General features: G+C 26.8%; 13 protein-coding genes. 9 read left to right on the top strand and 4 right to left on the bottom strand.

Annotated features, from left to right (window positions below):
- Window positions 1-9: 9 nt before the first annotated feature.
- Genes AVBRAN12647_RS07045 through murJ form a run of 3 tightly spaced genes read right to left on the bottom strand, consistent with a single transcriptional unit; the run spans window position 10 to window position 4506 of the window.
- On the bottom strand, window positions 10-1764 hold the full coding sequence (locus AVBRAN12647_RS07045; protein ID WP_214119930.1) for an ABC transporter ATP-binding protein: 1755 nt from the start codon (window positions 1762-1764) through the stop codon (window positions 10-12).
- Entirely contained in the window at window positions 1761-3107 is a 1347-nt protein-coding gene (gene cysS, locus AVBRAN12647_RS07040; RefSeq protein WP_214119931.1) for a cysteine--tRNA ligase, read from the bottom strand. Before cysS ends, AVBRAN12647_RS07045 begins: the two co-directional genes overlap by 4 nt.
- Window positions 3094-4506, bottom strand: coding sequence for a murein biosynthesis integral membrane protein MurJ (gene murJ, locus AVBRAN12647_RS07035; protein WP_214119932.1), 1413 nt, complete (start codon window positions 4504-4506; stop codon window positions 3094-3096). Before murJ ends, cysS begins: the two co-directional genes overlap by 14 nt.
- 62 nt (window positions 4507-4568) lie before the next feature.
- Between murJ and AVBRAN12647_RS07030 the strand changes: the two genes are divergently transcribed.
- The 9 genes from AVBRAN12647_RS07030 to AVBRAN12647_RS06990 are packed head-to-tail and all read left to right on the top strand — an operon-like array spanning window position 4569 to window position 12894.
- Window positions 4569-6452, top strand: a complete 1884-nt coding sequence (locus AVBRAN12647_RS07030; RefSeq protein ID WP_214117729.1) for a flagellar assembly protein A — start codon at window positions 4569-4571, stop codon at window positions 6450-6452.
- Entirely contained in the window at window positions 6449-7003 is a 555-nt protein-coding gene (gene ruvA, locus AVBRAN12647_RS07025; protein ID WP_214117728.1) for a Holliday junction branch migration protein RuvA, read from the top strand. Before AVBRAN12647_RS07030 ends, ruvA begins: the two co-directional genes overlap by 4 nt.
- Before the next feature lie 9 nt (window positions 7004-7012).
- Window positions 7013-8029 (top strand): D-alanine--D-alanine ligase, encoded by a 1017-nt coding sequence (locus AVBRAN12647_RS07020; RefSeq protein ID WP_214117727.1) that lies wholly within the window; start codon window positions 7013-7015, stop codon window positions 8027-8029.
- Window positions 8029-8523 carry a thermonuclease family protein gene (locus tag AVBRAN12647_RS07015; protein WP_214117726.1) on the top strand — a complete coding sequence of 165 codons (495 nt, stop codon included), beginning with the start codon at window positions 8029-8031 and terminating at the stop codon, window positions 8521-8523. Before AVBRAN12647_RS07020 ends, AVBRAN12647_RS07015 begins: the two co-directional genes overlap by 1 nt.
- A complete protein-coding gene (locus tag AVBRAN12647_RS07010; RefSeq protein WP_214119933.1) occupies window positions 8520-8672 on the top strand; it encodes a hypothetical protein in 153 nt (50 codons plus the stop codon). Before AVBRAN12647_RS07015 ends, AVBRAN12647_RS07010 begins: the two co-directional genes overlap by 4 nt.
- The gene (locus tag AVBRAN12647_RS07005; RefSeq protein ID WP_214117724.1) at window positions 8645-9088 is read left to right on the top strand and encodes a hypothetical protein; all 444 of its coding nucleotides are present in this window, start codon (window positions 8645-8647) and stop codon (window positions 9086-9088) included. Before AVBRAN12647_RS07010 ends, AVBRAN12647_RS07005 begins: the two co-directional genes overlap by 28 nt.
- Before the next feature lies 1 nt (window position 9089).
- Window positions 9090-9977 (top strand): polyprenyl synthetase family protein, encoded by an 888-nt coding sequence (locus AVBRAN12647_RS07000; protein ID WP_214150441.1) that lies wholly within the window; start codon window positions 9090-9092, stop codon window positions 9975-9977.
- The gene (gene hemA, locus AVBRAN12647_RS06995; protein WP_214117722.1) at window positions 9977-11203 is read left to right on the top strand and encodes a glutamyl-tRNA reductase; all 1227 of its coding nucleotides are present in this window, start codon (window positions 9977-9979) and stop codon (window positions 11201-11203) included. Before AVBRAN12647_RS07000 ends, hemA begins: the two co-directional genes overlap by 1 nt.
- Window positions 11200-12894 (top strand): proline--tRNA ligase, encoded by a 1695-nt coding sequence (locus AVBRAN12647_RS06990; RefSeq protein ID WP_336614919.1) that lies wholly within the window; start codon window positions 11200-11202, stop codon window positions 12892-12894. The genes hemA and AVBRAN12647_RS06990 overlap by 4 nt, the downstream gene beginning before the upstream one ends.
- A 49-nt stretch (window positions 12895-12943) precedes the next feature.
- On the opposite strand, the gene AVBRAN12647_RS06985 is transcribed toward AVBRAN12647_RS06990, so the two are convergent.
- A partial coding sequence (locus AVBRAN12647_RS06985; protein ID WP_336614918.1) for a hypothetical protein occupies window positions 12944-13528 on the bottom strand: 585 nt, incomplete at its 5' end.

Here is a 13528-nt window from a genome sequence, read left to right as displayed (position 1 = left end):
TTATCTCTTTTAACATTCTTCAAATTTTTCTTTTAATTTTTTATAAAATTCATTATTTTCTAAGCTTTTATCGTTTCCAAATCCCACCATTTTAGAATTATCTAAAATCAAAATATTATCAGCAATTGCAATAGAATTTAATCTATGTGCTATTAGAATAATTATCTTATCTTGCTTAATATTTACTAAGCTTTTTGATATTAAATTCTGACTTTCATTATCTAAAGCACTTGTTGCTTCATCAAAAATTATTATTTCAGGATTTTTATAAAACGCTCTTGCAAGTGCTAGGCGTTGTCTTTGACCGCCGCTAAAATTATTACCTTTTTCACTTAGTTTAGTGTAAATTCCATCAGGCATAGCACTTATAAAATCATAAGCATTTGCAAGTTTTAAGGCATTAATCACTCTTTCTTCATCAAATTCATTTGCATAAGCAATATTATTTGCAATAGTATCGCTAAATAAATAAATATTTTGTGTAACTATTGCTATTTTTTCTCTTAAGCTATCTAGTGAATAGTTTTTATAATTGTTATTATTTATTTTAATTTCTCCAGAATTTAGCTCATAAAATCTTAAAATAGTATTTACTAAAGAGCTTTTTCCACTACCACTTCTTCCTATAATTGCGGTGATTTCGCCTTTTTTAAACTCTATACTAACATTATCTAAAGCTAATTTATTATCGTATTTTAAACTAGCATTTTGTAATTTTAGGCTTTTAATTTCTTGATTTAAATTCTCATCTCCACCTTTAATCTCTGGCTCAAGGTCAAGTAAATAAAAAGTCCTTGTGCTAGCTGCTAGGTTTGTTTGAAGACTTGCATAAAGACTTGTAATTCTTTTAACAGGAGTATATATCAAAAATAAAGCCGTTAAAAATGAGAAAAAATTGCCTATTTGCATAGAGCCATTTATAACTTCCATTCCACCTATTATTATAGTTGCCGATACGCCTAAAGCACCAAAAGTTTCCATAATAGGGCTTGTAAAGGCATTTATTTTAGTTCCACGATAGATTAATTTTGCTACATTTTCATTGCTATTTTTGTATTTTTCTAGCTCTAATTTTTCAGCATTTGATGATTTAACTAGCTCAATATTGCCTAAAATCTCATTTAGTCTTGAAGTAAGTTCGGCATAATTTTGTTGTGTTGCTATTCCTATGCTTTTTAATTTTTTTATGAAATATCTAATAGGAAGCATAGCAGCAGGTAAGATAATAAATGCAAAAAAAGCTAATTTTGGGCTTTGAGAAATCACTACATAAAGTAAGCCTAAGGTTGTAATTATTTCTCTTGTAATATCAGGAATGAAATTAGTAAGCACATTTTGAAGGCTTCCAATATCATTTAATGAGCGTGATATTAGCTCTCCACTAGGGTGTTTTTGAAAGAATTTCATATCCATTACTATGATTTTTTTTAGGATTTTTTGCCTTAGTCTTTTTGTAATTTCTATACCTATAAAACCCATATTAATTGTTTGCATATAAAGACCTAAATTCTTTATAAAATATAAAGCAAACACACCTAAAGGTAAGATATATAATAATGTTACATCTTTTTCTACAAAGATTTTATTTAAAATCGGTTCAATAATCTTAGCACTACCAGCAGTTCCAGCTGAAGCTAAAATCATACCTATTATTGCTAGAAAAAATCTTATTTTATAATCTTTAAAATAGTGCTTAAACCTTTTTAATACATAAGATAATTTTAATTGGGATACATTTTGATTTTCTATTTCTTTTAAATTCATAAAATCTCCCAATCAACACCATTAGCGCTATCTTGAATGCTTACGCCTAAATTACTTAATTCATTTCTAATACTATCGGCTTTTGCGTAATCTTTATTTTTTTTAGCTTCATTTCTTTCATCAATTAATTTTAGAATTTGAATACGGAATTTCTCATCACAATTTTGTAAATATTCATTAGGATTAATCACTCCAACTCCTAATAATTCAACAATAGCTAAAAACTCATTTTTAAGTTCATCATTAGCTTTTATAGTATTTGCATAATTTACCCATTCATCTACAATTGCAAGTGCTTTTGAAGTATTTAAATCATCGCTTAAAGCTTCAACTAATTTTGATTTTAGCTCACTATTAGGTGCTATTGTTTTTAAATCTAGCTCATTTAAATTAAGCTTTTTTTTCACTCTAAATATTTTATCAAGGCGTTTTTTAGAAGCTTTTAAATCAGTAATTGTGTAATTAAAATCTTGTCTATAATGAGTGCTTAGTAAATAAAATCTAAGTGTTTCTCCGCTAAATTCTTTTAAAGCGTCTTTTACAAAAAAGCTATTATTTAGACTTTTACTCATTTTTTCGTTATTAATATTTACAAAGCCATTATGTAGCCAAAAAGTAGCCAGTTCGTTTTTAGTTGCTAAGCGACATTGACAAGCTTCGTTTTCGTGATGTGGAAACAACAAATCAGCTCCACCACAATGAATGTGTAATTTAGGAAAAATATCTAAAATCATACAAACACATTCAGTATGCCAACCAGGACGACCTGTGCCAAAACTTGCTTTATAATAATTCTCATCAAATTTCCATAATACAAAATCACTTGCATTCTTTTTATCTACTTCATTTTCAAGTCTTGAGATAGTATCATCTTGAGGTTTGTTTGAAATACTTAAATAAAGTTTATCTAAACTTGTATTTAAATATATTCCATCATCTAATCTATAAGCATATTTTAATTCAAGCAATTTTTCAATAAAACTAATCATTTGATTAATATATTCAGTTGCTCTTGGGCTAATATCAGGCTCTAAAACATTTAAAGCTTTCATATCAGCTTCATAACTTTTAATATAAGTTTCGCTAATTTCAGCTAGACTTTTGCCACTTTCATTCATTTTTTTGATTAATTTATCATCAATATCTGTGTAATTTTTTGCTAATTTTACTTCAAAACCATTTGCTTTAATTACTCTTTTTAATAAATCAAAACTTATGCTTGACCTTGCATGACCTAAATGTGCGTCATCATAAACGGTTGGACCGCAAACATATATATTTATACATTCATTTTTATATGTAAATTCTTCTTTTTTTCTAGTTTGTGAGTTAAAAAATTGCATTTAAAAATCCTTTTAAATATATTAAAACATAAGCAAATATTACACTAATAAAGATAATTCCTAAGCAAACGCTAGGTCTTAAAATACTAAAAAATCTAGCATAAGAAAACACAAAAAGATAAGCAAGTAATATAAACCAAGCAGAAATATTAGCACTTATACAAAAGGCTAAAATACCAAAATCTTTTATCAAACATAAACTTGCAATTATACTTATAAAACAAGACATTATTGAAATCTTAGCAGCAATTGAGTGTAAATAATTTGCATTTATCCAAGCTAAAAATAATTTTGAAATTCCAAGTGGAACTATACATAATATATAAAGTCTTAAGACTTTAGCACATTCAAGTGTGTTTTCATTTGTAAATGCTCCACGCTCAAATAAGAGTTTAATTATCTCTTCGCTTAAAATATAGCCTGTTAATGCAGCAAGTATTAATAAAAGTAGCATTAATTCAAATATTTTTTGAATACTTAAAATAGCATTTTGAATTTTTCCTTGTTTAATATAAGCAATTAAGCTTGGGAAAAATACTTGAGTAAAAGCAATAGCAATTAAGGCTAGTGGGAGTTGATAAAGTCTAGTTGAATAATTAAGATATGAAATACTTGCGTGAGCTAATGAACTAGCTAGAGCAATTTCAACTAATGAGTTTAATTGCGAACTTGATGAGCCAATTAAAGATGAGCTAAAATTTTTAAAAAAGCCTTTAAGAGAAGTTTTTTTATTTTTATGATTTAAATTCTTTACATAAATTATCATAGAATGAAAGATTTTATTATCTTTTAAAGCAATCATTAAAATAATTACTTGAATAAAAGCACTTATTAAAATAAAATAAGTAATCATTTTAAGTAATTGTAATTTTTCTAAATCTTTAAATATTAAAAGAGCAGCTACACAGGCAAAATTAAAAATAGAAGCACTTATGCTAGTTATAAAAAATCTACCTTTATAATTAAGTAAAGACGCAAAAAACGAAGCACAAAAAATAATCACTAAATACCAAATATTAAGCCCGATTAAAGGTGCTGATATTTTTTTAATCTCATCATCAAAACCATAGGCTATTAGATTAGTAAAGATATTAGAAAACATAAAAACAATTAAGGCTATTAAACTAAGAATAGCTATAAAAATTATAAGTATCTTTACACAAAATTCGCCTTTACGATTAGTTTTGGCTAGATTTGGTAAAAAGCTTTGATTAAATGTGCCTTCGGTAAATAAGGTTCTAAAAACACTCGGAAGCTTTATCATTATAAAAAATATATCAGAATAAATACTAGCCCCTAAAAATCTAGCTAGTAAAAAATCTCTACAAAAGCCACTTATTCTTGATATTAAAATACCAAAAATATTGAAAAAATATTTTTTTATTAGTTCTTGTTTCATTCATTTTACTTTTTTAATTTATTTTTAGGTATATTAACGAAAAAAAATAAAGGCTTTACAATTTGGAAAAATACATAATCAAAACAGATAAACCTTATGATGAATTAACAAATTATGCAAATAGATATAGAAAAGATATAAATAATTTAGATTTTAAGGTTCTTCATTATGAGACAATAATTACTAAAGATGGAATGTCTCAAACCCTTTTAGAACACGAATTAGAAGTATTTAACGATGATAAATTCTTTAATGACGATATGGAAATTAAACAAATATATGAAATAGAAATAATAGACAATATTGTTCCATTAATTGATTTTAAGATAGGAACAAATAAAAATCTTACTAAGGTAGTAGCAAATTTTAGTGCTATAAATTATGATGATAAAATAGAATTTGCTGAATATATAGAAAATATTAGAGATTTAATTAATAAAAAATTTATAAAAGCAGGTTTATTACTAGGCATTAGAGAATTTACTTTTCAAGAGCAGCTTGTAAAAATGCTAAAGGCATTTGAGAGTAAGCAAATTATGGAAGCTAGTATAGTTTTAGCTAAGGGGATTGAGCCAATTAATGCTATTAATTCAGAAACCAAGCTTTATTATAAAGATAAAAAAGTAGATGAAAATGCTAAAATTGATTATTCTCAGCGTGGTTTTATAAATGCTATTAGTAAAGATGAATTAATAATTGAATTTATTAAACCAATAAAGGCTGTTAATGGTAAGGATTTAAAAGGAAATATCATTAACGCTACTAATTCTAATATTATAAGTGAGCCTGATTTTAAGGTTAGTGAAAATATTAGAATGCTTGAAGATGATTTGAGTATAAAGTATTATGCAAATATAAATGGCTATGTAACTTTTGTTTATAGAGATAAATTGTATGATATAAAAGATAGTGTTAGCGTTCAAGCTGTGGAATTTAAAACAACAGGCTCAATTGATGCAGGTATTAATAAAGATATTACTTTAAATGTTGATGAACAAGATTATTTAAAAGACGCAGTAGGGGCAAATCTTAGTATAGAAGTAAGCACACTTAATGTAAAAGGAAATATCGCTCAAAATTCAGTAGTAAAAGCAAAGATTGCAAATATAGGTGGACAAACTCATTCAAAAAGTAAGATTTATGCGAAAAAAATCAATATAGAAGTGCATAGGGGTTATTGCGAAGGCGAAGATATAGAAGTAAATAGGCTTGAAAATGGCGTTATTGTAGGAAAAAATGTAAGAGTAAAACACGCATTAGGCGGTAAAATCATAGCAAATAAAGTAATGATAGATACGCTTACAACTAATACAACTATAGAAGTTAGTGATATTGCAGTTGTTAAAGAGTGTTTAGGAGAAAATAACAAATTCTTAGTAAGTGCTAGTAAATCTCCAATAATTGTTAAAAGTCTTGAAAAAACTTTAGGTCAATTAGCCGAAGTAAATAAAAATTTATTATCTTTACCAAAAATTATAGATAGTAAAAAATCAATCATAGACGCTAATAAAGATAGTATTATGCAAATTAAACAAAGATTAGCAGAGATGAAACAAAGTAATATTATTCCACCTACTGCATTTTTGCAAAAAATTAGAGATTATCAAAATGTTGTGCTTGAATATAATGATTTAATTACTAAATTAAAAGATTTTAAAGATAAGCATAAAGATTTAGAAGATGATTTAAAAAGATTGCAAAATAAAGTCTATGAAGCAAAGGTTATAAATACTAAAAGATGGGCGAATTTAAATGAAATTAAATTTAAATTACTTTATCCTGATATTGAGCTAACTTATAATACTAAAGAATATGAAGATTTATATTGTTTGAAATTAGAAAGAGTTATGATAGGTGATGAAGAAAGTGCAAAAATAGTAAAGCTAAAAAGAACAGAAGTTAAAAATTACGAAGATGAATTTATGGAAGAAAAGGAAGATTATTGATAGTTTATTTAGAAGGTGAAGTTATTAAAAAAACTCCTGCGTTTATAATTTTAAAAACTTATGGAGTAGGGTATGGAATAAATCTTAGCTTATTAAGTGCTGCTAGGATTAATAAAGGAGATAAAGTAGCTTTATTAATTACTCAAATTATTAAAGAAGATTCAAATAAATTATATGGCTTTTTAGATGAAAGTGAGCAAATATTATTTGAAGCCTTAATAAAAGTAAATGGCATAGGTGCTACAAGTGCTATGGCACTTTTATCATCAATGGATGTAGCGAGTTTGCAAAGTGCTATTATTAATGAAAACGCAAAAGCTTTATGTAAAGCTCCAGGAATTGGTGCTAAGAGTGCAAGTAGATTAATATTAGAATTAAAAGATAAAATAATCAAATTAGGAATAAGTGCGGAGAATAATTATTATTACGAAGCTAGTGAAGCTTTACTTGCTTTAGGTTTTAAACAAGAAGCTGTGATTAAAGCTTTAAAAGATATAAATGCAAATAGTGTTAGCGAAGTAATAAAACTAGCTCTTAAAAAATTAAGTTAAGGAAAATAAATGAAATACGCAATGGTTTTTGGTGGGAATTCTTACGAGCATGAAATAAGCATAGTAAGTGCTGTAACTGTGGCAAAATTATTAGATGATGTAATTTTTATTTATGTTAGTTTTGATAATGAGTTTTATCTAATAGATAAAAATAATATGAATGCAAATTATTTTGCAAAAGGCGGTTTTAAAAACCTTAAGCCTTTAGTATTAAAACAAGGTGGCTTTTATCTTAAAAAACTTTTAGGCGAAGAAAAAGTAGAATTTGATATAGCTATTAATATAGTTCATGGAAAAGATGGCGAAGATGGGAAATTAGCTTCTATGTTTGATTTTTATAATATAAAATACATAGGCCCTAGAACTGCTGCTTGTGTGCTTAGTTTTGATAAACATTTAACTAAACTTTATGCAAATGAAGTAGGGGTTAAAACAATTGCTTATAAATTATTAGAAAGCAAAAATGATGAGGTTGAACTACCTGTTATTTTAAAACCAGCTAGGCTTGGAAGTAGTATAGGTATAAATATAGTAAAAAATAAAGAAGATTTTGCTTATGCGTATGATAGTTCGTATGAATTTGATGACAAGATTTTAGCAGAGCCTTTTATTGAAAATATTCAAGAAGTAAATCTAGCAGGATTTTTTGATGGCGAAAAAATTGTATTTTCAAAGATTGAAGAGCCTAAGAAAAATGGTCATTTAGATTTTGACCAAAAATATCTAAGCTTTAAACAAGAAAAAATAGAAGAAGTAAAACTTAATGATGAATTAGTAAATAAATTAAAAGACGCTTTTACTAGACTTTATTTGCCGTTGTTTAAAGGTGCTTTAATTAGATGTGATTTTTTTATTAAAGATAATGAGATTTATCTAAATGAGATTAATCCAAATCCAGGTTCTTATGCTAATTATTTATTTGATGATTTTAAATCTTCTTTAGAAAAATTAGCAAAATCTATTGAAAGTGATTTTAAAATTAAAGAAAATTTCACATTTTTAAATAAAATTGTAAGAGCTAAATAATGAGATTTGTTTTGATATTCTTGCTAAGTATTAATCTATTTGCAGGAGAGTATTTTGTATCAAAAGTAATGGACGGAGATACTATTCAAGTAAGAAAAGGCAAGAAAAAAACAAAAGTTAGATTATATGGCATTGACGCACCTGAAACAAGTCAGAATTTTGGTGCATATTGTACTAGGGTTTTGTCTTCTAAAATAATTGGCAAAAAGGTTGATTTGAAAATCAAAGGCAAAGATAAATATAAAAGAACCATAGCAATTGTATATTTAGATGAGGTAGATATAAATCGCTATGTAGTTCAGCAAGGTTGTGCTTGGGCGTATTCTTATTATACAAATATGTATAAAAGCGATGAGTTAAAAGCAAGACAAGAATTAAAAGGCTTATGGATAGATAAAAACGCTCAAAATCCTTATGAATGGAGAAAAAAGCATAAAAATAGAAGAAGTGAAAGTGAAGAGCTTAAAAAATTATTTCAATGGTTGATAGCATGAAAAAATTGATTGTTTTAATAGCTATTATTTTTAGCTCGTGTGCTAGTAAAGATGGAATTAGGCTTCATTATTATGAAGATTGTAATGAATATTATGACGCAGCTGGGGTTTATCATAAAGAATGTCCAAACAATATTATAGATTTTTAATACTTATTTTTTTTAGTATTAATTTATTTGCTGGTGTGCCTAATTTTGCTTATGAAAAAGAATATATTTTAAAAAAAGATGAATTAGAATGGTTTTTCATAAGTCCTAAAGGTGAAGAAAAATGGCAAAAATATGCCTTTAGATGGACGCATTTTGATAATACGAATTTGATTTTGCTAACTAATTTTAAGGATTATAAAAATTATAGAAAACAATATGTATTATCTCTTAGAAGGGGGCTTGATTTTGTTAAAGAACAAATTTTGCCTAATTACAAAAATCCTAGCATTGATAAAGTTACACTTTTTTTAGAATTTAAGGATTTTAAAGATAATAAAGCTAAAATAAAGGTTTTAGTTATTGATAACGATGGAAGAGTAGATATTGAGTTTAATAAGAATTTAAAAGGGAAGTAGTATGGAAAAGATAGATTTTTATATAAATGAATTTATAAAAGAGTTAAAGCATCCTAGTATTTATGAGTATTTAGCCAAGGTAAATCACGGCAAAAGATTACGCTCAAAACTGATTTTAAAAATAGCTGGAGTTAGTGATGAAGCTTATAAATTATGTGCAGTAATTGAGTGTATTCATCTAGCATCACTTATGCACGATGATGTAATAGATGAAGCACTAACTAGAAGAAATGCTCCAAGTATTAATGCAATTTATGGCGATAAAACTGCTATTATGCTAGGCGATATTTTATATTCAATTGCGTTTTATAATTTATGCTCTTTTAAAAGTGAAATAGCAGCCTGTGTTGGTCGTGCAGTTGCTTTACTTAGTAGTGGCGAATTGCTTGATGTAGAGCTTGGAGAAAGCTTTAATGAAGATGAGAGCAAATATTATGAAATGATTTATAAAAAAACGGCTTCATTAATAGAAGCGAGTGCATATGCAGCAGCACTTTTAGCTAATTATCCTAACGCTAATGATTATAAAGAATTTGGTAAAAATCTAGGAATTGCCTTTCAAATAGTTGATGATATTTTAGATATTACTCAAGATGAAGCTACTTTAGGAAAGCCAAATTTAAATGATTATAAAGAAGGCAAAGTTACTCTTCCATACATTATGCTAGATAAAAAATTGCAAGGCGATGATAAAGCAAGACTAAGGTCTTATTTTTGTAAGACTTTAAGCAAAGATGAATTATCGTGGATAAAAGAGCAATTTTTAAAATACGATTTAATAAATGCAAGTATAAATGAAGCTAAAAATTACGGAGAACTTGCATTAAAATACGCAAGTAGCGATGAATTAAAAGAAATCGTTAAAAAAATGATTTTTAGGGAGTTTTGATGCATTATTTTAGCGTTAGTTTTACTCATAAAAATACAAGTATTGAAGTAAGAGAAAGACTAGCTTTAAGTGATGAATTTAAGAAAAAAGAAATTTATAAATTAATCTTAGCTAATGATTACATAGAAGAATGCGTGATTTTAAGCACCTGTAATAGAATAGAAATAATGTGTTATATTGAAAACCAAGTGGGTGTTTATGAATACATAATAAAGTGCTTATGTTTAATTTGTAAGATTGATGAGCAACTTATCAAAAATTCTCCTGATATTTACGAAGGCAGTGGGTTTATTCATCATCTTTTTAGTGTTTCAAGCTCACTTGATAGCCTTGTAATAGGGGAGACTCAAATCACAGGTCAATTAAAACAAGCCTTGCAAAGTGCTAATTATTCTCCTAATTTAGAAGTAGCGATTAATTATTCTTTTAAATGTGCTGCAATGGTTAGAAATAAAACCGCTATTTCAAAAAACTCTGTATCAGTAAGCTCTGTTGCAGTAGCAAAAGCAAGAGAGATTTGTGATATTAAAACTAAAAAAATCCTTTTAATAGGAAGTGGTTTGATGATAGAATTAGCTGCAAAACACTTGCTAAATCATACAAAAGGAAATATTGCGATAATTTCAAGAACCAAAGCAAATGCTTTAAAACTAGCAAATGAACTAGATTTAATATGCTTAGATTATGAAGATTTAATCTCTATTTTAAATTCTTATGAGCTTATATTTTGTGCTACTAGTTCAAATGAACCTATAATTACTAAAGATATTATAAGTCCGGTTGAGTTTAAAAGGTATTTTTTTGATATTGCTGTGCCAAGAGATATTGAGCTTGAAAATAGCGAATTGATAGAAGTTTTTAGCGTTGATAGTCTAAATGAAATAGTTAAGAAAAATATGCAATTTAAAGATGAAGAAGCAAAAATTGCTTTTAGTGTAGTTGCAAAAATGGTTAATGAGTTTTATAAGGATTTAAATGTAATTCAAGTAACTCCTATAATAAAAGCTATGAGAATTAGAGCAGATGAAATCATAAATCAAGAATTAGCAATAGCAATTAAGAAAGGTTATTTAAAAAATAGTGATAATGAAGAAGCATTGAAATTCGCAAAACAAGTTATGAAGTCTTATTTGCATGAACCTACAATAAGACTTAAAAATATTGATGATGAAGGTTTAGAAACGCAAAGTTTAAATTATTTATTTAATGTGAAGGAAAACGAATGAGATTTTCAAAATTATACGCACCAACGACAAAAGAAGCACCAAGAGATGCTATCTTAAAAAGTCATATTTTACTTAGTAGAGCAGCTTATATAGAGCAACTTGGCTCAGGACTTTATAGTTATTTACCATTAGGGCTTGAAGTATTAGAAAATATTAAAAATATTGTAATTAAGCATATGAAAAATGCAGGAGCAAACTATTTAAATCTTAGTTTTGTATGCCCGTTAAATTATTGGGATGAGAGTGGAAGAAGTGCTAAATTTGGTAAAGAATTGTTAAGGTTTAAGGATAGAAAAGAAAATGATTTTATCCTAAGTCCGACAGCAGAAGAAGCAATAGTTGCACTTGTGCGTGGAAAAATTACAAGCTATAAACAATTGCCTATTAATTTATTTCAAATTCAAACTAAATTCCGTGATGAAGCAAGACCTAGATTTGGACTTTTTAGAGCTCGTGAGTTTATTATGAAAGACGCTTATAGTTTTCATGATTCGCTTGAGTCTTTAGAAGCTGAATTTTTAAATATGCAAGAAGCGTATTGTAAAATTTTTGATGAATTAGGGTTAAATTATGCGATTGTAGAAGCAGATAGCGGAGCAATTGGTGGAAGTGGTTCAAGAGAATTTATGGTGATTAGTCCTAGTGGAGAAGATGATTTGGCTATTTGTGAATGTGGATATTGTGCTAATATAGAAACAGCAAAAAGAGCTAAAAGAAAATTTATCAAAGAAATAGAAGCTGATTTTGCAAAATTTCACACTCCAAATGTAAAAACCATAGAAGATTTAGCTAAATTCTTTAAATGCAAAGAGCATAATTTCATAAAAGCAGTAGCAAAAAAAGCAATATATGTAGATAAAGAAGAAATCATAGTATATTTTATAAGAGGTTGCGATGAGCTAAATGAAACTAAGGCTTTAAATGCAGCTAATGCACTTGATTTAGTAGATGCAAGTGAAGAAGAATTAATAAAGGCTAATTTAGTTCCAGGATTTATTGGGCTTAAGGATTGTCCTGTTAGATTTTTCATAGATAGTGAGTTAGAAAATGAAAGCGATTTAATTTGTGGAGCAAACGAAAAAGACTATCATTATGTAGGATTTAAGGTAACTAGCTTTTTACAAGAGCGTTTTTATGATTTAAGCTTGGTTAAAGAAAATGATGAATGCCATAAGTGTAATAAAGCTTTAAAAATTACAAAAGGCATTGAAGTAGGGCATATATTTAAATTAGGCGATAAGTATTCAAGTGCTATGAATGCAACTTATCTTGATAATAATGGCAAGGCAAAACCTTTTATAATGGGTTGTTATGGTATAGGAATTAGTAGGCTTTTAGCAGTAATTGCTGAATGCAATAATGATGATTATGGGCTTATTTTTGATAAAAATATTTCAGCATTTACATTACAAATCATAATATCAGATATTAAAAATGAAGAGCAAGTTAAGTTTGCAAATGATATATATGAGTATTGTTTGGCTAATGGTATTAAGGTTTTATTAGATGATAGAAATGAGCGTTTTGGTGTAAAAATGAGTGATTATGAGTTAATAGGCACACCTTATGCTATTGTAGTGGGTAAAAAACTTGATGATAATTTAGTAGAATTTAGAGCTCGTAAAACACTTAAAAAACTAGAATTAAACTCAAACGAAGTTAAAGATAAATTATCAAATCTTTTAAAATAATTTTATTCATTTAAAACTATAAATAATATTTATAAATTATTTATAGTTTTTATAATCTAAATCTACCTTTAGAACTTATTGCTTTATATATATTTTCAATATAACCACAACTATCTATGAAAAACTCTTTACTAACTTCTTTAAAATCATTATTTTCATCAAAGTAATAATACTTCACAAACAATCTTTCAGATTCAAAAACAAATGAAGCTTCATCATAAAAATATTTATCATTTTTTATTACTAGCTCATTATTAAATTTATTTATTTTTGAAGTTTTTAATAAGTCTTTGCTAAATTCTTTTATTTCATCTATACTTTTATAATTTTGAACTTTTTCTAATTTTTCTACATTTGTATGACGATTAAAATAATCTTTTATAGCGAGTTTTTGTCGTTCTAGGTATTCAATTTTACACTTATAGCCGAATTTATTATAATCTATTTTATAAGTTTTATCAGTATTAAAATCATAATAGCTCAAATTATTCTCACTTAGGTCTGCTTCAATTCTATATAATTTTGTTTTAAGCTCATTAAATTCTTCTAATGGGTCGGTGTTATTACTTATAAAATTATAAGTTAATGCAAAATAACATAAAGCAAGTATTAAACATAATAAACTTATAACAAA

This window comes from Campylobacter sp. RM12647, assembly GCF_020138135.1.
Classification (GTDB): domain Bacteria; phylum Campylobacterota; class Campylobacteria; order Campylobacterales; family Campylobacteraceae; genus Campylobacter_E.
Note: the sequence above shows the minus strand (reverse complement) of the source record. Positions and strands in the feature narration are given on the sequence as shown.